This is a genomic window from Nodosilinea sp. AN01ver1, from assembly GCF_050565655.1.
GTDB lineage: Bacteria > Cyanobacteriota > Cyanobacteriia > Phormidesmidales > Phormidesmidaceae > Nodosilinea.
This window is the reverse complement of record NZ_JBNXVS010000013.1, coordinates 95,760-117,817: the sequence shown is the minus strand read 5'-3', so window position 1 is coordinate 117,817 and position 22,058 is coordinate 95,760. Positions and strand designations below refer to the sequence as shown.

General features: G+C 59.4%; 20 protein-coding genes. 9 read left to right on the top strand and 11 right to left on the bottom strand.

Annotation, left to right across the window (positions count from 1 at the left end; translation table 11 throughout):
• Window positions 1–269 precede the first annotated feature (269 nt).
• The gene (gene cheB, locus ACQ4N7_RS12765; RefSeq protein ID WP_430711886.1) at window positions 270–1,334 is read right to left on the bottom strand and encodes a chemotaxis-specific protein-glutamate methyltransferase CheB; all 1,065 of its coding nucleotides are present in this window, start codon (window positions 1,332–1,334) and stop codon (window positions 270–272) included.
• 810 nt (window positions 1,335–2,144) lie between these two features.
• Between cheB and ACQ4N7_RS12760 the strand changes: the two genes are divergently transcribed.
• The 3 genes from ACQ4N7_RS12760 to ACQ4N7_RS12750 all read left to right on the top strand — a co-directional run bounded on the left by ACQ4N7_RS12760 (window position 2,145) and on the right by ACQ4N7_RS12750 (window position 7,544).
• Window positions 2,145–4,784, top strand: coding sequence for a PAS domain-containing protein (locus tag ACQ4N7_RS12760; RefSeq protein WP_430711885.1), 2,640 nt, complete (start codon window positions 2,145–2,147; stop codon window positions 4,782–4,784).
• 130 nt (window positions 4,785–4,914) lie between these two features.
• Window positions 4,915–5,562, top strand: coding sequence for a DUF1294 domain-containing protein (locus ACQ4N7_RS12755; protein WP_430711884.1), 648 nt, complete (start codon window positions 4,915–4,917; stop codon window positions 5,560–5,562).
• 164 nt (window positions 5,563–5,726) lie between these two features.
• A complete protein-coding gene (locus ACQ4N7_RS12750; RefSeq protein WP_430711883.1) occupies window positions 5,727–7,544 on the top strand; it encodes an ABC transporter ATP-binding protein in 1,818 nt (605 codons plus the stop codon).
• Between the two features lie 67 nt (window positions 7,545–7,611).
• On the opposite strand, the gene ACQ4N7_RS12745 is transcribed toward ACQ4N7_RS12750, so the two are convergent.
• From ACQ4N7_RS12745 to ACQ4N7_RS12730, 4 genes are all read right to left on the bottom strand, one after another.
• On the bottom strand, window positions 7,612–7,848 hold the full coding sequence (locus tag ACQ4N7_RS12745) for a hypothetical protein (RefSeq protein ID WP_430711882.1): 237 nt from the start codon (window positions 7,846–7,848) through the stop codon (window positions 7,612–7,614).
• A gap of 80 nt (window positions 7,849–7,928) precedes the next feature.
• Window positions 7,929–8,414 (bottom strand): MerR family transcriptional regulator, encoded by a 486-nt coding sequence (locus ACQ4N7_RS12740; protein WP_430711881.1) that lies wholly within the window; start codon window positions 8,412–8,414, stop codon window positions 7,929–7,931.
• Between the two features lie 225 nt (window positions 8,415–8,639).
• Window positions 8,640–8,897: a MoaD/ThiS family protein gene (locus ACQ4N7_RS12735; RefSeq protein WP_430711880.1), complete on the bottom strand. Its 258-nt coding sequence runs from the start codon at window positions 8,895–8,897 to the stop codon at window positions 8,640–8,642.
• A gap of 40 nt (window positions 8,898–8,937) precedes the next feature.
• The gene (locus ACQ4N7_RS12730; RefSeq protein WP_430711879.1) at window positions 8,938–9,228 is read right to left on the bottom strand and encodes a hypothetical protein; all 291 of its coding nucleotides are present in this window, start codon (window positions 9,226–9,228) and stop codon (window positions 8,938–8,940) included.
• 162 nt (window positions 9,229–9,390) lie between these two features.
• Here ACQ4N7_RS12730 and ACQ4N7_RS12725 point away from each other — a divergent pair, with 162 nt between their 5' ends.
• Window positions 9,391–10,362, top strand: a complete 972-nt coding sequence (locus tag ACQ4N7_RS12725) for a DUF4349 domain-containing protein (protein ID WP_430711877.1) — start codon at window positions 9,391–9,393, stop codon at window positions 10,360–10,362.
• Window positions 10,363–10,482: 120 nt separating this feature from the next.
• Window positions 10,483–11,094 carry a hypothetical protein gene (locus tag ACQ4N7_RS12720; protein WP_430711876.1) on the top strand — a complete coding sequence of 204 codons (612 nt, stop codon included), beginning with the start codon at window positions 10,483–10,485 and terminating at the stop codon, window positions 11,092–11,094.
• 47 nt (window positions 11,095–11,141) lie between these two features.
• On the opposite strand, the gene ACQ4N7_RS12715 is transcribed toward ACQ4N7_RS12720, so the two are convergent.
• The gene (locus tag ACQ4N7_RS12715; RefSeq protein WP_430711875.1) at window positions 11,142–12,134 is read right to left on the bottom strand and encodes a ligase-associated DNA damage response exonuclease; all 993 of its coding nucleotides are present in this window, start codon (window positions 12,132–12,134) and stop codon (window positions 11,142–11,144) included.
• Between the two features lie 9 nt (window positions 12,135–12,143).
• Window positions 12,144–12,428 carry a DUF3493 domain-containing protein gene (locus tag ACQ4N7_RS12710; protein WP_430711874.1) on the bottom strand — a complete coding sequence of 95 codons (285 nt, stop codon included), beginning with the start codon at window positions 12,426–12,428 and terminating at the stop codon, window positions 12,144–12,146.
• A 311-nt stretch (window positions 12,429–12,739) separates the two neighbouring features.
• Between ACQ4N7_RS12710 and ACQ4N7_RS12705 the strand changes: the two genes are divergently transcribed.
• Complete coding sequence (locus tag ACQ4N7_RS12705) at window positions 12,740–13,150, top strand: cupin domain-containing protein (protein WP_430711873.1); 411 nt, start codon at window positions 12,740–12,742, stop codon at window positions 13,148–13,150.
• 1 nt (window position 13,151) lies between these two features.
• Here ACQ4N7_RS12705 and ACQ4N7_RS12700 read toward each other — a convergent pair whose 3' ends face one another.
• Complete coding sequence (locus tag ACQ4N7_RS12700; protein WP_430711872.1) at window positions 13,152–15,221, bottom strand: glycoside hydrolase family 10 protein; 2,070 nt, start codon at window positions 15,219–15,221, stop codon at window positions 13,152–13,154.
• Between the two features lie 14 nt (window positions 15,222–15,235).
• On the bottom strand, window positions 15,236–15,610 hold the full coding sequence (locus tag ACQ4N7_RS12695; RefSeq protein WP_430711871.1) for a translation initiation factor: 375 nt from the start codon (window positions 15,608–15,610) through the stop codon (window positions 15,236–15,238).
• Window positions 15,611–15,768: 158 nt separating this feature from the next.
• Here ACQ4N7_RS12695 and ACQ4N7_RS12690 point away from each other — a divergent pair, with 158 nt between their 5' ends.
• Window positions 15,769–16,512 carry a succinate dehydrogenase/fumarate reductase iron-sulfur subunit gene (locus tag ACQ4N7_RS12690; RefSeq protein ID WP_430711870.1) on the top strand — a complete coding sequence of 248 codons (744 nt, stop codon included), beginning with the start codon at window positions 15,769–15,771 and terminating at the stop codon, window positions 16,510–16,512.
• Window positions 16,513–16,555: 43 nt separating this feature from the next.
• Here ACQ4N7_RS12690 and ACQ4N7_RS12685 read toward each other — a convergent pair whose 3' ends face one another.
• Entirely contained in the window at window positions 16,556–17,602 is a 1,047-nt protein-coding gene (locus tag ACQ4N7_RS12685; RefSeq protein ID WP_430711869.1) for a WD40 repeat domain-containing protein, read from the bottom strand.
• Window positions 17,603–18,218: 616 nt separating this feature from the next.
• Window positions 18,219–19,448 (bottom strand): DNA double-strand break repair nuclease NurA, encoded by a 1,230-nt coding sequence (locus ACQ4N7_RS12680; RefSeq protein ID WP_430711894.1) that lies wholly within the window; start codon window positions 19,446–19,448, stop codon window positions 18,219–18,221.
• 139 nt (window positions 19,449–19,587) lie between these two features.
• On the opposite strand from ACQ4N7_RS12680, the gene ACQ4N7_RS12675 reads away from it, so the two are divergent.
• On the top strand, window positions 19,588–21,123 hold the full coding sequence (locus tag ACQ4N7_RS12675; protein WP_430711868.1) for an N-acetylmuramoyl-L-alanine amidase: 1,536 nt from the start codon (window positions 19,588–19,590) through the stop codon (window positions 21,121–21,123).
• Window positions 21,124–21,130: 7 nt separating this feature from the next.
• Window positions 21,131–21,931: an aminotransferase class IV gene (locus ACQ4N7_RS12670; RefSeq protein ID WP_430711867.1), complete on the top strand. Its 801-nt coding sequence runs from the start codon at window positions 21,131–21,133 to the stop codon at window positions 21,929–21,931.
• The last annotated feature ends 127 nt before the right edge of the window (window positions 21,932–22,058 follow it).

Here is a 22,058-nt window from a genome sequence, read left to right as displayed (position 1 = left end):
GGCTGAGAGGCCTTTAGGCCATTGGCTTGCCCGACAAGAGCATAGCCAGTCTCTTGGGGAAGCGAGTAGACCCTAATGAGACTCTGCACCCGCACCCAGGACAGTGCGACAGAAGCCTAGCTCGCACTCAATTTTCCCCAGGGAGAGGAGCTATTAACACTTATTCACATAGTTGCGTAATTTCCCCAGGCTCCTGGTGAAACTACGCGGGTGGGTGTTGCCCCCGCGATCGCTCTCCAAGGCAAGGTCACTGAGCTAGCCAGGCCGGGTTAAAAGATTCGGTTCAGCAGGTAGGGCGCGATCGCGTTCAGCGGGAGTACCTGCTGGGCGGCCCCGAGGGCGATCGCCTCTTTAGGCATACCAAACACCACACAGCTGGCTTCATCTTGGGCGATGGTGAGGCTCCCGGCCAGGGCCAGGGCCTGCAGCCCGTCGGCTCCGTCTCGCCCCATGCCCGTTAGCAGTACCCCCACCGCCTGCCGTCGGTAGTGGGCCGCCACCGACTTAAACATTACCGTTACCGAGGGGCAGTGCCCGGCCACTGGCGCACCCTGAGAGAGCACCATCTGCCCACTGCTATTGATCTCCAGGTGGTGCCGCTCGGGGGGAAAGTACACCACGCCGGGCTGAGGCGTATCGCCAGGGGCGGCAATGGTGACGCGCAGGGCACAGCTGCTGTCGAGCCAATTGACTAGCCCCTGCAAAAAACCACTGCTGATGTGCTGCACACAGATAATGGGCACAGGCAACGTTTTGGGCAACGGCTGCAAAACGGCCAGCAGCGCCTGGGGGCCGCCGGTCGAAGCCCCGATCGCCAGAAGTCGAGGGGTCGAGGTATTGATTTGAGTGTTGATAGAGCCAGCGGGCTGAGGGGGTAAAGACGGCGTGGCGGTGGCCGCACTGCGCCGCCGATGGGTAAAAACTGTTACCCCGGACAGCACTCGCACTTTAGCCAGCAGATTGGTTCTAGCCTTTTCGTACTCTGAAGCCAGGCCGGTACGGGGTTTAGGAAAAATGTCGAGGGCTCCGGCCTCTAAAATGCGGAACACGGTCTGGGTGTCTTCGGCCTGTACCGACGCGCTGATCACTAAAATTGGGCAGGGGAAACGGGCCATGACCTCTTCGGTCAGCTCTAGCCCATTCATCTTGGGCATATGCAAATCGGTGCAAATCAGGGTGGGCTTGACCGCCGGAATCAGGGCCAGAGCCTCATGACCGTTGCGGGCTACCCCAACGACCTCCATGTCGGGGACATCTCGAAAAATGCGCTGCAAAAGGGCTAGGGCAACGGGCGAGTCTTCGACTAGCAGTAACCGAATTAGACCAGCGGGCATCTAAATATCTCTTGATATCGCTTGGGGATAGCTGCTTTTGGAACGCCTGGAAACAGGGATCATCAGGTGGAGCCGGGTTCTAAAGCATATAGCTTTCTTCGCCCCCCTGCACCCTACCTCACTGCTGAGAAGAGAGCTGCTGGTGAGAGGTAAACAGCCCACAGAACTGCGATAAAATAGGCTCAATTAATAAGTCTTTATAGATCAACATATTAATCTTAAAGTCTACGGAGTGAGAGATTTGAGCTTACTAACCTGAGTAGAATTGTCTCGCCCGAGTCTCTTTAGGGTTAGAAAAAGGGCAGCTGGGACAGCTACGCTTGACAGCTGGGGTTGCGGGTCGAGCTAGATGTTGTAATTCTTGACGCAGTAAAACAAGAGTTAATTTGAGCGCTGTAGCTGAGCTATTCGGTTGGCTCACGGGTTCTCTAAACTGGGTACAGCTAGCTCGTATACCAAGTCCAGAGCAAAATCTGTAGTTTTCCTTTAGGTGAAACTCTACTTCTGGCTTTGATTTGGTTAGCGTGTGGTCAGCCCCCGGTGACCCTATGGCGCTGGCAAAATCTCTACAATAATGACAACCAGTCGAAGCGCGATCGCCGCCTTCTATTGAGCCAATCTGCAAACCTTAAAACTGCTGCAGTTCACACGATGACACCATCCAATGAGTTAATCTTCCTACGTAATGGGGGAAAAACTGGATCGCTCATTCAGGCATTTAACTGGGTCAATACTCCGCTAGGGCCGATTGAGGGATGGTCGCAGAGTCTTAGGGTGGCGCTACAAATTCTGCTTTCGTCCAGGTTTCCTATGCAGATTTTGTGGGGATCTGACTACATTCAGTTCTACAACGATGCCTACATTCCGATCGCGGGCAATAAGCATCCCACAGGCATTGGCCAGCGAGGGGCCGACTGCTGGCGGGAGGTGTGGGATTTTGCCGGGCCGCTGCTCGATCGGGTGATGGCCACTGGCGAAGCTACCTGGTCTGAGGATCAGCCTCTGGTTTTAAACCGCAACGGCCAGCCTGAGGAGGGCTATTTCACCTTTTCGTATACGCCCATTTGGGATGAGTCGAATCGGGTGGGCGGCATTTTTATTGCCATCAATGAGACCACGCAAAAGATTGTGGGCGAGCGCCGCGAGCGGACCCTGCGGGCAGAGGCTCAGACAATTGCCAGGAGTTTGGAGAATGTTTTAACCAGCATCAGCGATGAGTTCATGATGTTTGACTCAAACTGGTGCTTTACCTACGTTAATGACCGCGCCGTTGCCGCCCTGCACACCCCTCGGCAGGCTCTGCTGGGGCGATCGATTTGGGAGGTATTTCCCCAGGCGGTGGCCACGCCTTTTTACCAGGGGTTGCACAGGGCGGTTGAGGCGCAAACCGCCACGAGCTTTGAGCTGTTTTGCGCCGACGAGGGGCGCTGGCTCGAAAACAGGGTCTACCCATTTGGCGATGGGGTGTCGCTGCTGCGGGTCGATATTGGCGATCGCAAACACCTGGAGCAGGCCCTGCACGCCTCCCAGGAGCAGCTCGACAGCTTGCTCAATACGGCCCCTGCATCTATTGCTCGCGGCCGCTTTTTTGCCGATCGCACCTACGTTTTAGACTATCGCTCGGTGGGGTGCGAAGCCCTGACCGGCTATACCCTGGCGGAGCTGACCGCCGAGCTTTGGGCGGCCCGCACCTTTTCAGAAGACTGGGCGGCCAATGCTGAGGCCATGTTTGCGGCTGTGTTTGGGCAGCAGCCGATTACGGTGGAATATCGGTTTCTGCACAAAGATGGCACGATGCGGTGGATAGCCGACAGCCTCACCTCCCGCCGCGACGAGGCCCAAAACTGCTGGGTTGTGACGATGGTCGGCATTGACATTACGGCTCGCAAGCAGGCTGAAGATGCCCTGCGAGAGAGCGAAGCACGCTACCGAGTTTTGGCTGAAGCCATGCCTCAAATGGTTTGGATGGCCGATCGCAGCGGCGTTCAGTACTGGAATCAGCGCTGGTACGACTACACAGGCATTCCCCGAGGAACAGCCCTGGGCACAGCTGGCACGCAGACGGTGCATCCCGATGAGCAGGAGCGCGTCATGGTGCTTTGGCAACAGGCCCTAGAAAAGGGGGAAGCGTTTGAAATCGAGCAGCGCATTCGTCGCCACGATGGCGTCTATCGCTGGTTTATTAACCGCGGGCTGCCGGTGCAAGACAGCAGCGGCGAGGTGACCCGCTGGGTGGGCACCATCACCGATGTAGACGACAAAAAGCAGCTCGAAGACCAGCGCGCCCGCCTGCTCAAACAGGAGCGCGTGGCCCGAGAAGCCGCCGAGAACGCCAACCGCATTAAAGACGAATTTCTGGCGGTGCTCTCCCACGAGCTCAGGTCACCCCTGAACCCGATTTTGGGCTGGGCCAGGCTGCTGCGCACCACTCAGCTGAGTGCAGCCAAAACTGAATACGCCCTGGAAACTATTGAGCGCAATGCCCGCCAGCAGTCTCAGCTAATTGATGACCTGCTGGATGTCTCTCGCATTTTGCGCGGCAAGCTGATCTTAAACAGTCTGCCCACGTCGCTAACCGCGATTATTGACGATGCCCTAGAAACCGTCCGCTCTGTGAGCGAGGCCAAGGGCGTACAGATTCAAACTGAGCTAGATGCGGCTCCCTTTAAGGTGTTAGGTGACCACAACCGGCTCAAGCAGGTGGTTTGGAATTTGCTGTCTAACGCGGTGAAATTTACCCCTACGGGGGGCCGGGTGAGCGTGCGGTTAGACTACGCTGAAAATTGGGCAGAAATTCACGTTAGCGACACCGGCAAAGGAATTGATCCGGCGTTTTTGCCCCACGTTTTTGACCGCTTTAGACAGGCCGATAGCACCACTACCCGAGACTTTGGTGGGTTGGGGCTGGGGCTAGCGATCGCCCATCAAATTGTCGATATGCACAGCGGCACTATTCATGCCGAAAGTCTTGGCGAGGGGCAGGGGGCGAACTTTACCGTGCGGCTGCCGGTAATGCTGGCCGGGGTCGAAGAACCGCTCCCCATCCCCCAACAGACCAATGGCCATGACCTGCTCAATATTCACATCATGATTGTTGAAGATGATGTCGATAGCCGCCATTTAATTACCGCGACGCTGCAGCAGTTTGGGGCTCAGGTGACGGCGCTATCTTCCGCCGCCGATGCAATGGTGGCGCTGGCTAAAACCCGGCCCGATGTTTTAGTCAGCGATATTGGTATGCCCGGCATGGATGGCTATATGCTGATGCAGCACCTGCGAGAGATGGCCTCTGCCAGCGAAATTCCGGCGATTGCATTGACCTCGTACACCACTAATGTAGACCGTGAGAAAATTTTTGCCGCCGGGTTTCAAAAGCACTTGCCCAAGCCGATGGAGGTCGCCGAGCTGATCGAGGCCATTTTGGCGCTGGTGCCCCAGCGATCGGGGTGAGCCGTTGAGAAGATTACAGGGATGTCACCTACCGTAAAGGTCTGAATTCACGTTCAACATTGCTTCAGCCTGTTTAAATCACAAAATCTGCCTGTGACGCTCACAGGAAACGTTATGAAACAACTCGACTATGGATGCTGATTTACGCAGCGGCAAGCTAGTAAAATGGAAAGACGATCGCGGCTTTGGCTTTATTCAACCCAATGATGGGGGCAAAGAGGTTTTTCTACACATCTCCGAGCTTAAAGACTCAGTTCGCCGCCCGCGCCTCAACGATACGATTTATTACTACTGTGTAATCAATTCTGACGGCAAAACCCGCGCCGTCAATGCCTTTATACAAGGCGTTAGAAAGCGATCGCAGCCCCCCTTAGAAAAGCCAAAATCTAGCGGTAGGCGAGGTTCTAAAAGATCCACAATCTTGCTGCTGGCTAAGCTACTGTTGCTGCTGTGTCTTCCTTTGGCCGGGGCCGCCCATTTTAGCTGGATAACCGGTAATGTTTGGCCGCTGCTGCTCTACCCGGTAATGAGCGTGTTTACCTACGTTTTGTATGCCGACGACAAAATCCGCGCCAAGCAAAAAGTATGGCGCACCTCTGAACAGACTCTGCATGTTTGTGAACTGGTCGGGGGCTGGCCGGGTGGGTATGTCGCCCAGCAGCTTCTGCGCCACAAGAGTCTGAAGCGGTCCTACCAGTTTGAGTTTTGGCTGATTGTGGTGATTCACCAGGTCGCCTGGCTGATCTGGCTGGTGTTTGGCCCCACGCTAATCGCTTAAAAGGCTTGATGCAGAGCACCCTCGACACTTCGCTGATGGCCTGGCTAGCGAGCCTGAAGCAGCGAGCCGAACAGAGCTATTAACCTAAACGGCCTTGCAGAATCCGTAATCCTGTGTTGTAGTATGTATACTACAAGGTACTCGATCGCAGGACGGCTTCCGTCATGGCTTCTTTTCAACACGTTATTCGCTACTACAGTCGCTACCGCTGGATGGCGATCTGGAGCATTACCGCCAGCAGCCTGTTTCAGGTAGTAGATTTGGTGGTGCCCTACAGCATTGGCCAGCTGCTCAACGTGCTCTCGAACCAGCCCATTGACCCCCTGAGCCAGGGTATGGTCGATCGGGTCGCTGCCGTGGTGCGGTATCCGGCTGGGCCTGGTTTGGCTATTGCCCTCTTGCTGACCATTATTTTCTTCGCCACCGTAGTGCGCGCCCCCATTCAACCCTGGGTGGCCGACTGGTTCCACTGGGATATTGCCCTGCGCACCCGGCACGACCACACCCATGCGGTGATTCGCAAGCTGCTGACCCTGCCCCTGGGCTTCTACGACGTGAACAACCCCGGCCGAATCTCGGGGCGGGTGGCGCGGGGTCTGTCCAACCACACCTGGACCTACCCCGAAATTGCCAATCAGCTAATTCCCAAGCTGGTGCGCATCACCGGCATCTTCGTTCTGATCTGGTGGATTGACTGGCGCATTGCCCTGGTCTTTTTGGTGTCGTTTATCGGCATTCTCAGCTTTAGTCTGAAGGATTTGATTCGCCTGAACAAAAAGGAGCAGACCCTCGACACCTACATGGAGAATACCGAGAGCCGCACCTCGGAGATCATCACCAACATCAAAACCGTGAAAGCGTTTGCGGCTGAGCGGGACGAGCTGCGGCGGCAGAGCCAGCGGCTGCAGCGCGAGTTTGCTGTCGTCATCCGCGTCATTCACAAGGGTTACGTCATCCTCGGCACCTGGCAGGACTTGATCGTTCAGAGCTGTGTGTTTGGTCTGCTGGTAATGACCCTGCTGGCCACGCTGCAGGGTCACATCTCGCTGGGGCACTTTATCACTACCCTGACGGTGTCGAGTATGGCCTACTCGGAGCTGGGGCCGATTAGCGAAGTGGGCGAAGTCTTCGCCCGCCGCTATGCCTCGATGCTGCACTTCCACGAATTTATGGAAGAGCCCCTGGGCACCGACGCGGTGAACCTGACCGACGCCCTCGAGAGCCTGCCCACCTACCAGTTCACCGGCAAGGTGCACTTTGACCAGGTGAGCTTTGGCTACGACGACGAAAAGCCCGTCCTACAAAACATCGACCTGCTGATCGAGCCTTACCAAACGGTGGCGCTGGTGGGGCGATCGGGCTCCGGTAAGTCGACGCTGGTGAAGCTGCTGTTTCGCTACTTCGACCCCCACAGCGGCCGCATTTTGATCGATGGCGAAGACATTCGCCGCCTGGATGTGACGGGGTACCGCAAGCGGCTGGCGATCGTGCACCAGGAAGTGGACGTGTTTAACGGCACTCTGCTCGACAACCTCAAGTACGGTAACCCCACCGCGTCGATAGAGCAGGTGAACGAAGCCTGCCGCATCGCTCGGGTGGATGAATTTATTCACCGCCTGCCCAAGGGGTACTACACGGTGGTGGGCGAGCGGGGGGTGCGCCTTTCGGGCGGTCAGCGGCAGCGGTTGGGCATTGCCCGCGCCCTGTTGGTCAACCCTGACGTGCTGGTGTTTGACGAAGCCACCTCCAGCCTCGACTACGAGTCGGAGCGATCGATTCAGCTGGCCATGCGATCGATTCTTGGCACCCGCACTACGCTGATCATCGCCCACCGCCTGAGCACGGTGCGCGAAGCCGACAAAATTGTGGTGCTAGAGGAGGGCCGCATTGCCGAAGTGGGCAACCACGAAGAGCTGCTGGCCCACGGCGGCATCTACCACCGCCTGCACGTGCTGCAAGAAACCGGCGAGATGGTGAGCTAACCAAAAAGCCCCTGGGTGAGTTCATCCAGGGGCTTTTTATCGATCAGCCCGAATTGGCCTGAACCTCTCAGGGTAGCGGCCCAAGGCGCGACAGGATCGATCGCCCGTTGCGGGCCGCACTCACCATAGCATCACCGCCAAGGCCACCGACGATGATGGCGACTAGCGCAGAGCCGAGTTTGCGGTTGCTGTCGGCGGTGGCAAGAATAGCGATCGCTAGCAAGACAAACACCAGGCCAAACGTAGCGGTGATCCATCGATAGGAGCGCGATCGCATACTCCCAGGCATTTTAGGCTTTTCCATGGCTTGCTCGGTGAGCAGAGTGGCTGACCTAAACATACCCACAGGTTGCCAAGGAGCGGTCTACCGACTCCAATCCGGTCCTAGCGCGGGCGCACCTTTTGCCTAAACTGCTCAATATTCACCACCTTAGGGGTGGTAGGGCTGGCGATGTCACTGGAAAATCCTAAATCTGACCCGTCAGCCTCGACGGGGCCCAGCACAAACTGCCCCATGAAGCTGCACCCGTGGCCAACTAAGTGAATCACCTGGGGAGGGGCGATCGCACCCGGCTGTACCCAGCTGACCCCGTGGTGATTGATCACCAGATGCTTGTCGCGCAGGGTGCGGCTGACGCCGTGGTCGTCAAAATACTGTAAAATTTTGCGGATGGTCTGAAACGACAGGTGCTGCCGCAGGCGACTAATGGCGCGAATTTCCAGAATTTGCTCCCAGGAGTAGAGCACTTCGAGTCGGGGCGGGTGTCCGGCTCGCTGGGGTACAACAATCCCGGTTTTTTCGAGGTAGGCGAGGCGACCGGGGCTGCTGCGGGCTAAGACAACAGCGTGGCGGCGAGGAAACCAATCCATAGCGGGCGCTCCAACACAAACGCTAGATGTGGGGGCAATACAATCAACTCTACGCTATGGGTATGGAAATGTCCGGAGTGCTGAGACCCTTTTGAGAGGTTCTGTATTCCTTTAAAGACAAAAATAATGGGGATCGCTTACCCCACGCTGGATGCGGCAATTCCAAAGTTTTTTGAAGCTTTCTATGCAAAGTAGCAGACTTGAGCTAGGTCGTCTGTACTAGCCCTAGCCACCGCTGACGGGAGGGATCAGCACCACCTCGTCGCCGTCGTGTAGCGGTGTATCGTCGGCGACAAACTGGAGGTTGAGGCCCAGGCGGGTGCGATCGCGCCACGGTTCCAGCCTTGGGTGCTCAGCCAGTGCGCGATCGCGCACTGCCCCTACCGTTGCCCCAGCGGGAAACTGCCACTGAGCCTCGGGGGTACCGTAGGCTTCCTGGTAAATGGCAAACAGCTTGACGGTAACGGTAATGGGGTTGGGCACGGGGGTGCGATCGCTCCTGTCCTAAAAGTTTTGCCCAGCACTACTGGGCGACATCTACCCCAGCCAGCCGAGACACCACCGTTTGAATCGCTGGAGCCAGTGCCTGGAGTACCGGCGACAAAATTACCACACTCCCCGCCGTAATGATGATGGTGCGCGCCGTGGTCAAGTTATCTCGCTGAAACTGAAAGAAGCGCTCGTCCCAGCGCTCTACCTCCGCCTTCAGCTCCTGACGGCTTTCCTCAAACCGCTTTTCCATATCAACCTGCAATTCGCTGATCTGCTGAGCAATATCAGCCAGGGTAGGTTCTCGATCGGGGGTCGTGGTCATAAGCACTCCTATAGCTAAAATTTTAGGCCAAAGCCTTCCTGGTATGCCAGAGAACGCTGTAGCTTAACCTTCCCAGCTCGGTTTCAGTATTGGTAACGTCCCCCTTAGGTCCGCCAGGATCAGGCGATAGTAAGGCCATCCGAGTTTGGCTGAGGTAGCCCCATGACCCGCTCTGCATTCCCTTTTCCGCGTACCCACCGTGCGGCCCTGTTGGCGATCGCCCTGGGGGCCACGCTCACTGGCGGCTGTGCCGAGGTACCCGAGATTGTGCTCCGGCAAGAGGCCATGTCTACTGAGGCTGATATAGCGATGGGCGGGGCTGCGCCTCCGGCTGAAAACCAGGCGATTGCCCCAGCGGCAGAACCAGCGGCAGATATGGCGAAACGGAGCGGCATCACTGAGCCGGTTCCCAGCGATATTGGCCAGCCTACCCCCCAGCTGGTCAAGCAGGCCAGCCTCACCCTGGTCTTGACCGACATTGACGCGGCCGTAAACCAGGTGCAAACCACGGTGCAGCAGGCCAAAGGAGATGTGCTGAGTCTGCAAGATCACCGCTCTCCTGAAGGGGCTGCCCAGCAGGTTTCGCTGACCCTGCGCGTGCCCCAGGCGGAGTTAAATCAGGTGCTCGATGCCCTGCGTCCCCTGGGCACCGTGCAGCAGCAGTCGCTCACTGCTGAAGATGTGTCGAGCCAGCTGGTAGATCTTGAGGCCCGACTGAAGAACTTGCGCCAGTCGGAGGCGGCGCTGCTGCAAATTATGGAGCGATCGGGCGAAATTTCCCACGTGCTGGAGGTGGCGCGAGAGCTGAGCACCGTGCGCGAGTCGATCGAGCGCATGGCTGCTCAGCAGCAGAACCTCAAGCGCCAGGTGGCCTATTCACAAATTGCTTTGACCCTACAAAGCCCGGTCACGCAAGTTACCCCGCTGCGACCCGTGGGTGAAACCCTGGGCAACACCTGGGAATCGGCCACCCAATCGGTGAAAGCTTTTACCGTGGGCGGATTGAAGCTGGGGCTGTGGCTGCTGGCCTTTAGCCCCTACTGGGCGCTGCTGGCGGCGGCAGGCTATGGTGGCTATCGCCTGTGGCACAGCCGCCCGGCTCAGCCCGCCGTAGCTGAGACTGACAACGGCTAAAAATTCCCTTTTTGGAGTAACCAGATGGGAAATAGGCCCAAGAGCTAAGCATAAATGCTGGATCTGGCGGTATGCTTGAACCCATTCCGGTGAAACGCTCCAGCGGGTGGTGCATTGACGATGAGACTTTCTCCTGCCCTAGCGGCGATGCTATTTATGCCTGCGGCGGTGGGGCTGCTTTACCAGGCGGTGCAGCCTCACCCCTGGCCTCATCGACTGCTGGCGATCGCGCTGCTGCTGGCCATCTTTGAGCAGGCCCACATGGCCCGAGTCGATTTGCGCAATGTGGAAGTGGTGGGTCAGCGCCTGGGTGATCCGCGACTTAAGCACTTTGGCCAAGTCGTCATTTGGACCGTTGTGGGCCAGCTGGTGGGGTTTTACGGCGCGGCGGCGGGCTATTTGGGCTGGGGCATGGCGGTTATTTTGCTCAGCGTCATTGGTTTTAACCTGGTGGCGACCCTGCGGCTGGAGCCGACTGGTCCTCAGCCGATTCAGGCGGCGAACTGGCGATCGCGCCTCGACGTGCTGACCCTAGATGCGATCGCGCTCATCCTTGCCTGTCTATGGATTGGCCAGCATTTTCAAAACTGGGTCGCGGTGGGCATGTTTGCCATTACGGCTCTCTACAGCGCCAGTAAGCTAGTGACCTACGCCAAAGCCCTGGGCCCGCCCTCAGCGATCCATGTCGCCCACGCCGCTCAAGAGCATCCACAGGCCCCCCAGCAAAATTAGCAGGGCCAGCCCGCCCATTGCAGCATCGAGCCAGGGGGTTGCTTCCATTAGATGTCGTCCTCGCCTTCGTACAGAGTTTTTAGAGGCATGGCCTCCAGGTTCAACGATTCTTGCAGATAGCGCGACACCACGTCTGACTGGCCGTGGGTGACGTACACCGTTTTAGCGCCGGTATCTTTGACGGTTTGAATTAGCCCTGGCCAGTCGGCGTGGTCTGAGAGCACAAAGCCCCGCTCGTAGCCGCGCCGCCGCCGCGCACCGCGCACCGCCATCCACCCCGAGGCAAAGGCGGTTTGCGGGTGCTTAAAGCGTTTCATCCAGCTGGAGCGGTGGCCTGAGGGGGGCGCGAGCACCAGGTCGCCAGTGTACCTGTGGCTGCTGGGCATCTCTGAGGTGCAGATCGTTGGCACCATTGCCACCCCCTGCTCGCGGTAGATCTCGGTCAGTACGTGAATAGCGCCGTGGACGTAGACGGGGCGATCGGTCAGTTTGGTCAGCTCGCTCAGCACCCGCTGGGCCTTGCCAAAGGCGTAGCAAAACAAAATTGATGGCCGCTCAGGGTCGGCCTGCCACCAGTCGTAGATGCGGCGCACCGTCTCAGCGCCGCTCTCCCAGCGGTAGATCGGCAGACCAAAGGTAGCTTCGGTAATGAACGTGTCGCAGGGCACCACTTCAAAGGGGGCACAGGAGGGGTCGGCGCAGCGCTTGTAGTCGCCCGACACCACCCACACCTCGTCCTTATGCTCAACCCGAATTTGGGCCGAGCCCAAGACGTGCCCCGCTGGGTGAAACGACACCCAGGTTTCGCCCAGCTTGATGCGATCGCCGTAGGTCAGCCCCCGCAGCTGAATATCGCCCCCCAGCCGCCGCCGCAAAATGCCCTCTGACTGAGCCGTTGCCAGGTACTGTACAGAGCCAGAGCGGGCGTGATCGCTGTGGGCGTGGGTAATCAGCGCCGTCTGCACCGATCGCCAGGGGTCGATGTAGAAGTCACCTTTTTCGCAGTACAGCCCCTCAGGGCGCACGGTAATCAGCGCCATAATAACCCGCTAATCTTTTTTCTCTAACCGAAATAGCACCACCACGAGGGCAATTACCCCCAGCTGCACGGCCAGGTTGGGCAGCGCGCTGCTGACATCGCGCCCGGCCAAAAGCTGGGTAAAAAAGACAAAGGCCCCGATCGCCCCTGAGGCCCCTACCGCCCCATAGATAAACTTGCGCAGGCCTTTGTAAGGCGCTTGGGCTTCGGCCCTGAGGCGAGCATATTTTTCAGGATTCATGCCTTCGGGGGGCTGCTCTGGTAGCTGGTCAGGTCGGCTATATTTGGGGGGCATCGGATCGCGATCGCTCAAGGTAAGACGTATTTACCATCCTACAGGGCATCATCCGATGCATCCTTTGGCGGCATTCTCCAGACCAGGGGCTGGGCCTACCGCAGCGTTAACTTTTCTAGTACTGCTCAAACCTCAGACAGACCGGCGGGGCAACCTTTCAGGTCGTTCGTCACCCTAGACCGTTTCAGCCTTAGCAGTAGAACTTGGCCCAGGCTGACGACAGGGCTAAACCCTGCTTCTGACTAGCCCGTAATCTGTGGTTTATTTGCGATAGCTTGCCCTTCTGGTTCACCACGCTTGAGGAAACTTCTATGGCCGATTCATCTGCTTCAACGCCCGCCGATGCCGAGATTGTTACCGTGCGGCCCCAGCACGACACCGCCACGGTGCAAAAGCTGCCCTACTTTGTCGGCATTTCTGCCGCAACGGCAGGCACCCAGGGCCTGTCAATGAATTTAGTGATCATTCCGCCGGGGGCGACCGCAGAACCCCACTTTCACAGAGACTACGAAACCGCCATCTACATCCTCAAGGGCAGAGTCAAAACGGCCTACGGCGAAGGACTGGCCAAAACCATCGTCAACGAGGCGGGCGACTTTCTCTACATTCCGCCGGGGGTGCCCCACCAGCCCACCAACCTGAGCGACAGTGAACCGGCTCAGGCGATCGTCGCCCGCAACGACCCCAACGAGCAGGAGAATGTGGTGCTGTACGCGGTGTAGCTTAGCGACCAGGACGGCCCGCCTGGCTGGCAAAGGTCTGCTGGAGTTTTTCTACCCGCTGGGCGGCAGTCTCGGGCGGCGGCGAAATCCACAGCGATTCGTAGAAGAAGAACGACATGCCCGAGTAGGCGCGATCGCGCACCGCTGTCATTTGGTCGGTAATAAAGTCCATTTTCACCGGGGCGGCCCGCAGCCCGCTGAGAATGCCGATGCTGACCGGAATTTTGCGCCGCGCCGCCTGTATTGAGGGCTTGTTCATCTCCCACATAAAGCGGTTTTGGTCGCTGCGGTAGACCTGCACCACCAGCTCATCGACAATGCCCCGGTTCACCCAGGTGGGCCAGTCTTGCAGGTAGTTGGCATAGGCAAAGGGGTAGGGGTTGGGCGAAATCGACACCACTGCGTTGGGGCGACGGGCCTTGACCAGCTTGTACACTTCTCCTAAAAAGTCGGAGATTTTGCTGGCTCGCCAGGCCATCCACTCGGCATCTTGGGGGTCGCTGGGCGGCGCTTGCCCCCCGTGCTCAGCCCGGTAGAGGTTGATGGTGAAGGGGTCGTAGCCAAAATCGACCGGCAAACCCAGGTGGTCGTCAAACTGAAAGCCGTCGATTTCGTAGTTGCTGACCAGGTCGTTGATCAGCTCTAGCTGAAACTTCTGCACCTGCGGGTGAAAGGGGTTCATCCAGCGGCGCGGAATCACGTTGCCCTCCATCCAAATGCCGGGGTCAGCCAGGGGCGCTTCGTCGGGCAGAAATTCGTCCACCTGGGCAATCCACTGGCTGGCTCGGTTTTTTTCGCGGCTCAAGTCAGCGGCCTGAAGCCGCTCTAGCGCACTGAGTTTGGTCGATGCTGAGGGTTTTGCCCCCGCCTTGGGCAGGGTCGAAACCGAGGCAGCCTGTTTTTGGGTAAACCAGTCGGGGTGACGGCGGTACAGCTCGTAGTTAGCGGGGGCCATAAAGCCAAACTCGAACCAGGGCACTACCGCCATGCCCCGAGCGTGGCCAAACTCGATCGCCTCCCGCAGCATGTCGCGATCGCTCTCGGAGGCTGGCCCAGGGGCGCGCAGGTCGCCCATCAGGTGCTGGCTCACCCCCAGCTCGCGCTTGGCCGTAGCGCTGGGGTAGAGGGTGTGGCCGTAGTTCCACACCACGGGGTAAATCGTGTTGAAGTTGAGGTCGGCCAGGCGGTTCACCGCCCCTTGCAGTGCCTCGGTCGAAAAGAGCACTGAGCTATCGACGTTGGTCAGCCACACGCCGCGCGTTTCGCGCAGGGGCGAGGGCACGGCGGGGGTTTGGGCCTGGGCTACCCAGGCGGGGTCAATAGTCTGGCGCAGGGCCGGGTTATTGGGGGCGGCGTGGCACAGCAACGCGACCGCCTCGCCTCGCGTCAGCCGCTGAACAGGGTTGAGGCGGTTGGCCTGGGGATAGTTCACCACCACGCCCTGGGTGAGGGCAGCGGCCACCCCTTCGCGGGCGTAGGGGGGCACTTGAGGGCCGTCTTCGAGGCTGGCGTTGATGATTGTGTTGGCGGCCAGCTCGTAGTTGGCCCCCAGCTTGGCCGCCAGGGCCATGACGGCTTCGGCTCGCACCAGGGGGCGATCGGGCTGAAAGTACTGGTCGGGGTAGTGGGCCGCCACCGTGGGCGTATTTTGCACCCCCAGCACCCGCTCTAGGGGATTCATCCACCCCTGGACTGGCCCCACGGGCGAGAGCAGGTTCAGCAGGGTAATGTAGTCGCCCCAGAGAATCGGGTCATTGGGGTAAAACAGCCCCCTGGCGTCGGGGGCGATCAGGCGCTGTTCGACCAGTTCTGTGATGCAGTCTTTCGCCCAGTGATTTTGAATATCGGTGGGGATAACGACAGGAATGGAGGGCAAAGGAATATTGGGGCTAGGATCCATCTGCTCACTCAATCCCTGCTTAGGGCCGGGGGCTGGGGCCACCTCAGCCGGAACCACTGCTGCCGACCCAGGCAGAAGGGGCAGTAGCCCTGAGCCACCCACCACCACAATCAGCGCCGCCCCAAAACCCAGCAGCGATCGCCGCCATCCCTTGACCCGTCTCTTGGCCATCCACCTCATACCCGTCAACCTCCGCTCCGTTTAGCCTGGTAGCCCTTCGCCACCAGGAGTTCGACTAGTTTTTGGGCATGGTCGCCCTGAATTTCGATGCTGTCTTCCCTGGCGGTACCGCCCGTACCGCACTGGGCCTTGAGCTGCTTGGCCAAAGCGGTGAGGGTGGCCGGGCTGTGCTGAAAACCCGTGATCACCGTCACGGTTTTGCCGCCGCGTCCCTTGCGGCTGACCTGCACCCGCACCGCTTGCTGGTTGGGCGGGCGATCGGGCACCCCCCGCGCCATCGGGTCAGCGGGGCCAAACTCGCGGTAGACGTGGCGGTCGGTCGCTCGCGAATCTCCTCCCGCTCCAGATTTAGCCCCAGATTTAGATTTACCCTTAGCCATAAGCGTTCAGTAAACTGCCTGATTTATACCATCTAGGGGGAAACGGGGTGCAAGGTTCAGGGCAGCAGGCACAGGGGCAGCAGCCCCCTGCCCCTGCAAATCTCAAACCCTTTCTCTGCGATCGCTACACTACAGATAGATTTGTTTTTGCCACCGCTATGCAACTTCACCTCAAGGTCTGGCGTCAGGCCAACGCCAATGCTCCTGGCCAGTTTCAGACCTATACCGTAGCCAATGCCCACCCCGATATGTCGTTCCTAGAGCTGCTCGACGTGCTCAACGAGCAGCTGATTCAGGCCGGGGTCGACCCGGTAGAAGTTGACTACGACTGCCGCGAGGGCATCTGCGGCTCGTGCGGCGTCATGATCAACGGTAAAGCCCACGGCGGGCTGCCCCAGACGGCGACGTGCCAGTTGTACCTGCGGCACTTCAGCGATGGTGACGAAATTACTGTTGAACCCTGGCGGGCCAAGGGCTTTCCGGTAATTAAAGATCTGGTGGTCGATCGGGCCGCGCTCGATCGCATCATCATGGCGGGCGGCTATATCTCGGTCAAAACCGGGTCGGCCCCGGAGGCCAACGCCATCCCCATCCCCAAGGCCAGCGCCGATGCCGCCTTCGACTACGCCGCCTGTATCGGCTGCGGAGCCTGCGTCGCCGCCTGCCCCAATGCCTCGGCCAGCCTGTTCACCGCCGCCAAAGTAGCCCACCTGGCCCAGCTGCCCCAGGGCCACCCCGAGCGCCAGCAGCGGGTACTGGCGATGGGCAAACAGATGACAACCGAGGGCTTTGGCGACTGCTCTAACCACGGCGAATGTCAGGCGGTGTGCCCCAAGGGCATCTCGATCGATGCGATCGCCACCATGCGCCGCGAGTACCTGCGAGCCATAACGGGTCTGTAAGCCCCAATCCAAAATCCCCAATCCAAATCCCCAATCCAAAATTTCATCCCTCCTCCTGCCAGATTCGCACGGTGCCGTCCCAGCCCGCGCTAACCAAAGTCTTGCCATCGGGGGCAAAATCCACCCCCCACACCCAGCCCTCGTGCCCGGTAAGAATGCTGATCAAGCGGCCCTGCTCCATGTCCCACAGGCGAATGGTGCTGTCGTTGCTGGCGGTGGCCAGTAGCTGACCATCGGGGCTAAAGGCCAGGCTGTTGACCGGGGCCGAATGCGCTTTGAAGCAGGTGGTTTCACGACCGCTGTTGAGCTTCCAAAAGCGCACGGTGCAGTCGGCACTGGCGCTGGCCAGCAGCCAGTTATTGGGGCTGGCGGCTACCGATAGCACTTCGCCAGTATGACCGGTGAGCACATGGTTGCTGCCCTTGCCCTTGAGCCGGTACAGGCGCAGAGTTTTGTCCTGACTGCCGCTGATCAGGGTCGTGCCGTCATGGCTGACAGCGATCGCGCGAATCCAGTGGGTGTGGCCATTAAACTGATGGATGAGGGTCTGATCGCTCAGCCGCCAGACGCAGATCTTGTGGTCTTGGCCACCGCTAAACAGATACTTGCCGCTGGGGCTAAAGGCCACCGCCCGCACCCAGTTGCTGTGGCCCTCTAGCTGCCCCAGGGCTGCCCCAGTGGTGAAATCCCACAGCTGAACGGTGTTGTCATTGCTGACGCTGGCAAAGCAGGTGCGATCGGGGCTGACGGCCACCGCCCGCACCCAGGCTCGGTGGTTGTCGATCACCTGCATGGTGTGGCCGGTGGCCAGGTTCCACACCCGCACGGTTTTGTCGCCGCTGCCGCTAATAATAAAGTTGCCGTCGGCACTCACCGCTACCGATCGCACCCAGCTGCTGTGGCCTGTAAGTACCCGGCTACAGACCCACTTGGGATGGCGGGCTGCCGCTGGGGGGGAGGCCGAACTGGCAGCCTGATCGAGGGCGGTAGCCATATCTATCAGCTCAAAGGCGGACGAATCGCTATCCTGATTGCCCTGGGGGAGAAAATCGTGGGGCTGGGAGGGCATGGCAAGGGTACAGATCGACATGAGCTTTATCGGTCGGTAACAACGGTGAACCTAAGCGCAAACTAATCCCAGTCTGCAAAAACCACCGTCGACTACACCCTGCCAGCATCCTATTCCGAAATGCGGCCTGCTATTTAGACTACTAACTTATTCAAATGTCAGGCAACAGGCTAAATGGACAGTCCAATCTTTCTAGTCTCGGTTTGACCCTATTTCAAACGATACAGGCCAGCGCATTCATATCCGCGAACCTTTGGTCAACTTGCTGGAGTTTGAAAGTGATGCGACGGACGGTTCAAATCCTTGCAAATAGACCTTTTCGCTGTCTGAGCAGGTTCAGTGCTGAGGCGGTAAAGCCTGGAAGCAAAAGCATTTCAAAAGTGCGAATTGTTACCAGGGCAGTCGCAACACTGGCTCAGTAACTTCCCCCAAAAAGTGACTGAATTACAGAGAAAATGTAACAAGAACAACCAAAATTGAACTGTCAAGACAGCCATCCAACGCACTCAAGAACCATAGAAAATAGCAATGATCAACCGCCAAAAATACCTCTGCTGCCGCTAAAACTCTAGAGAGCAATAATCAAAACACTGCTCTCAACCCCGATGCGTGAAGCCTCCGCATGCATCGGTTAGGCTCAGGCAATGCTGCCGCGCTTGCGGGCTTCTTTGTAGGAGGTGCCCACGTTCTTCAGGCCGGCGCGGATCATCTCCTGCTCAAGCAGAGCAAAGAAGCGGGTGCGATCGCCCCCCCGCACCACCGCCTGGTTGTGGGCCTCGGCCAGCGCCACCGGGTAGCCGTAGCCTTTCTGCACCTGGGTTAGCACCATGCTGAGCGCCATCTCGCACAGAGTCTCATCGGCCATTACCCACTGGGGCACCTCTACCCGCGCCACCTCAGGGCCAACATTCAGGTAGCAAAAGTAAACGCGATGCTCCCCGTAGAGGTCCAAAATGCTGGCGGTGCTGCGCCAGAAGGGGCTGCGCTGTCCAGGCTCTAGTTCCGTGGCCCAAAACGTCGCATCGCGCAGGGGCAAAAAACTGCCGCAGGGAGCCCGATCGGCCTGCCCCCTATCGTCGCTGCCCCCGCCGCTACTACAGTGGGTTTGGCAGTCGGGCTGAGTATAGGGGCAGGCAGCGAACCGCAAAAAGTTCATGGCCTCGCCGCTGCGGCTGGCGCTGAGGTAGCCCACCAGAGGAATGTTTTGCCGCCGCAGTCGCTCCCACGAGTCGAGAATGGGGGGGAGAATGCGATCGCGGGCCTCCCCCGGCAGCGCCTCCAAGAACCAGTAGATCAGCGATCCGTCGACCAGGGCCAGCACCGGCACGGGTTCTAGTCCCGAGTCGGAAGCCATCAAGCTGTCGTGAACCGCTTCCCCCAGTTCCGCCAGCACGATCGCCTCGGCTACGGTGCGGCGGTGCCCCATCCACTCCTCGGTGCTAATGCCCCACTGGCGCGACAGGTAAAGGTCTTCGGCCCGATACACCACCTCCGGCAGGCTGTCGAGCAGCGGGAAGCGGCTCTGGCCGTAGTGCAGCACCACCCGGCCCACGTTAATTAAGTAGCAGTAGGCGATCTCGTGGTGGCTAGGGGAGATTTGCGACCCGTCGGTGGCCAGCACCGTGTGGGCCTCGGGGGCGGCAGCCACAGCGGCGCGCAGCTGTAGCGATTCGGTAGGCTGAGCGGCGGTGAAGGGGGCGCGATCGCCCCAGGTTTCGGCATTAGCCACCAGCTCGGACTGGCGAAGGGCCGCGATCGCCAGCAGCCTACGAGCCACGGCGACTCGCTCCTGGGCGGCGATAGCCTCCTGGCTGAGGTGCTGGCTAATGCCCTGCATCTGCCGGGCCAGCTTCATCAGGTCGAGCATGGCGTGAAAGTTTAGTACACCCATACTATCATCCCTGACGAAAAAATTTCGCTAGAATCAGCGGCCTACGGATGCCACTTTGTCCCTCATCGGTATACTGTCGGGTGGCTTATGTCTTGATCGTGTTCTGGTCGTGCTTATGGAGTCGAGATGGCTCACCTCAGCAGTTACCTCAGGCGTTTTGGCAACCCTGGGGGCACTAGTTGTGGCGGCCCCAGCTAGGGCCGCCACCCTTCAGTACTGGTGGTTCGATGCCCAAACCAATCAGCTGGTGTTTACGACCGACGGCGAGGTGCAGCCCCAGGCGCAGCTGTTAGTCAACCCCACCCGCATTGTGATTGACCTGCCCAACACCCGACTGGGCAGCACCAGCACCAGTCAAACTGTCGGTGGTGCCATTCGCGAAGTGAGGGCGGGTCAGTTCGATCGCCAAACGGCCCGCTTGGTCATCGAAGTCGCCCCCGGCTATAGCCTCAACCCTCAAGACGTGCGGGTGCAGGGCGTTCGGCCCAACCAGTGGGCGGTGCAGCTGCCTACCCCCAGTCAGAGCGCGGCTCCTCCCACAGGGGCCATCCCAGCGCCGTCGGCGACGGCTAATCGGGTGGCAGGCAATACCGGCACCGGAGCGGCGGCCACCCTTACGGGCGTTGTCACAACGGGCGACGGCTTTTTATTGAGAATGAGCGGCACCGCCCCAACCCCCACGGTGCAGTTCACCAACGACAGCGCCGACAACCGCTTTGCCATCATCGACCTGCCCAATACCACCGTTGCCAGCACTCTACGGCCCGGCGACCTGCCCAACTACCGCTACAGCATCATCGCCTGGGATGTCGCTCAGCAGCCCAGCAGCCCTCCCTCCACGCGCATTACCCTCAAACTTGGCCCCACCAGCCCCGACTGGCGCGCCCTGCGCAACAACAGCGGGGTGATTGTGCTGCCCCCCAGCGGCGTACCGATTGCTAGCGTGTCTGACGAGCCGCCGTTGGCTACCGCTGCTGCTCTACCCGCTGCCACAGCGCAGGCTCCTCAACCGGCTCCGCCCGCCCAGCCGACCCAGCCGTCACCGCCCCCCACGCGGTCGGTAGAGGCTCCCACGGCTCCCCCAGATCTGCCTGCGGTACCCAACGGGCGAGTAGTCGTGGCCATCGATCCGGGTCACGGTGGTCGGGACCCAGGTGCCGTGGGGATTAACGGCCTGCAAGAAATACAGGTGATTTTTCCCATCTCACTGCGCGTGAGAGACCTGCTCGAAGCCCAGGGGGTGACAGTGGTCATGACCCGGCAGGACAATGTCACCGTTGATCTGCAAGCCCGAGCTGATACGGCCAACCGCGCTTCGGCCAATCTGTTCGTCAGCATTCACGCCAACGCCATTAGCCTCAGCCGCCCCGATGTTAACGGCATTGAGACCTACCACGCGTCGGAGAGCGGGCGGCGGCTGGCGGCAGCCCTTCAGGCCAGCATGCTGGCAGCGACGGGAATGCGCGATCGCGGCGTCAAGCAGGCTCGCTTCTACGTGCTGCGGGCCACCAACATGCCCTCTGCCCTGGTTGAGGTGGGGTTTGTGACCGGCGCTCAAGATGCCCCCCGCCTGGCCGACCCCGCCTGGCGCGAAACCATGGCTCAGGCGATTGCGCGCGGCATTTTGCAATACATCCAGGGGGGAGTGTAAAGGGCATATGCCCTACTGGTTTGACAGACAGCTTTTCGACGGCAGCGAAATTGCCCTGGCTGTTGACGATCCTGCCTTCCTCTATGGGGCTACAGTATTCACCACCCTGCGCGTCTACGGCAGCAGCCTAGACCATCCCCTCACCCTCTGGGCCGCTCACCAAAACCGTTTAACCCAGGCGCTACAAAACTTTAGCTGGCTTGCCCCCGACTGGCATCAGGTGCGCCAGGGCGCGGAGCTGATGCTACAGGACTACCCTATCCTGCGCATCACCTGTTTTCCCGACGGTCGGGCGCTGGTAACTGGGCGCAACCTACCCGCCGACTTAAACCCGATGCAGACTCACGGCATCGCCGCCTGGGTCGCTCAGGGAGACCTGTACCAGCGCCCCCTGCCCGCCTATAAAACCGGCAACTACCTGGGGGCCTGGCTGGCTTTACAGGCGACTCAGCGGCATGGTGCCCGCGAAGCCATTCTGGTCGATGCTCGGGGTCGATGGCTTGAAACCAGCACCGGCAACCTCTGGGGCTGGGCCAACGGCCAGTGGCATACCCCCAGCCTGGGGGCAGGGCTACTGCCGGGCATCACTCGCCTGCACATTCTCAGCCATCTCAAGCAGCAGGGACAGCGGGTGAAGCAAGCCCCCTGGCCGCCCGGCATTATTCAGCGCTTTGAGGCCCTGGCCTATAGCAACTCAGGGGTGCAGGTGGTGCCGATTCACACAGTTTTGAGCGATCGCAGTAGACTGGAAATTAACCCACAGCACCCGGCCCTAGAGGCTTTGCGGGCTGCATTCCGAGAAAATTAGCGTCTAGTTCGGGAGCCGCCACCTCTTACCGGCCAACCTCCCGCCTGGACTTGGTCTGAGTTTAGTTGGTTCATTCCGACAGATGACGTTAACATAAGTTAATATCCTTCTAATTAATACGGCTTGT

Excerpts from the sequence above, each read along its gene's own strand:
- cheB (WP_430711886.1), bottom strand. The coding sequence starts at position 1,334 with ATGCCCGCTGGTCTAATTCGGTTACTGCTAGTCGAAGACTCGCCCGTT.
- ACQ4N7_RS12760 (WP_430711885.1), top strand. The coding sequence starts at position 2,145 with ATGCAGATTTTGTGGGGATCTGACTACATTCAGTTCTACAACGATGCC.
- ACQ4N7_RS12755 (WP_430711884.1), top strand. The coding sequence starts at position 4,915 with ATGGATGCTGATTTACGCAGCGGCAAGCTAGTAAAATGGAAAGACGAT.
- ACQ4N7_RS12750 (WP_430711883.1), top strand. The coding sequence starts at position 5,727 with ATGGCTTCTTTTCAACACGTTATTCGCTACTACAGTCGCTACCGCTGG.
- ACQ4N7_RS12745 (WP_430711882.1), bottom strand. The coding sequence starts at position 7,848 with ATGGAAAAGCCTAAAATGCCTGGGAGTATGCGATCGCGCTCCTATCGA.
- ACQ4N7_RS12740 (WP_430711881.1), bottom strand. The coding sequence starts at position 8,414 with ATGGATTGGTTTCCTCGCCGCCACGCTGTTGTCTTAGCCCGCAGCAGC.
- ACQ4N7_RS12730 (WP_430711879.1), bottom strand. The coding sequence starts at position 9,228 with ATGACCACGACCCCCGATCGAGAACCTACCCTGGCTGATATTGCTCAG.
- ACQ4N7_RS12725 (WP_430711877.1), top strand. The coding sequence starts at position 9,391 with ATGACCCGCTCTGCATTCCCTTTTCCGCGTACCCACCGTGCGGCCCTG.
- ACQ4N7_RS12720 (WP_430711876.1), top strand. The coding sequence starts at position 10,483 with ATGAGACTTTCTCCTGCCCTAGCGGCGATGCTATTTATGCCTGCGGCG.
- ACQ4N7_RS12715 (WP_430711875.1), bottom strand. The coding sequence starts at position 12,134 with ATGGCGCTGATTACCGTGCGCCCTGAGGGGCTGTACTGCGAAAAAGGT.
- ACQ4N7_RS12710 (WP_430711874.1), bottom strand. The coding sequence starts at position 12,428 with ATGCCCCCCAAATATAGCCGACCTGACCAGCTACCAGAGCAGCCCCCC.
- ACQ4N7_RS12705 (WP_430711873.1), top strand. The coding sequence starts at position 12,740 with ATGGCCGATTCATCTGCTTCAACGCCCGCCGATGCCGAGATTGTTACC.
- ACQ4N7_RS12700 (WP_430711872.1), bottom strand. The coding sequence starts at position 15,221 with ATGGCCAAGAGACGGGTCAAGGGATGGCGGCGATCGCTGCTGGGTTTT.
- ACQ4N7_RS12695 (WP_430711871.1), bottom strand. The coding sequence starts at position 15,610 with ATGGCTAAGGGTAAATCTAAATCTGGGGCTAAATCTGGAGCGGGAGGA.
- ACQ4N7_RS12690 (WP_430711870.1), top strand. The coding sequence starts at position 15,769 with ATGCAACTTCACCTCAAGGTCTGGCGTCAGGCCAACGCCAATGCTCCT.
- ACQ4N7_RS12685 (WP_430711869.1), bottom strand. The coding sequence starts at position 17,602 with ATGTCGATCTGTACCCTTGCCATGCCCTCCCAGCCCCACGATTTTCTC.
- ACQ4N7_RS12680 (WP_430711894.1), bottom strand. The coding sequence starts at position 19,448 with ATGCTCGACCTGATGAAGCTGGCCCGGCAGATGCAGGGCATTAGCCAG.
- ACQ4N7_RS12675 (WP_430711868.1), top strand. The coding sequence starts at position 19,588 with ATGGAGTCGAGATGGCTCACCTCAGCAGTTACCTCAGGCGTTTTGGCA.
- ACQ4N7_RS12670 (WP_430711867.1), top strand. The coding sequence starts at position 21,131 with ATGCCCTACTGGTTTGACAGACAGCTTTTCGACGGCAGCGAAATTGCC.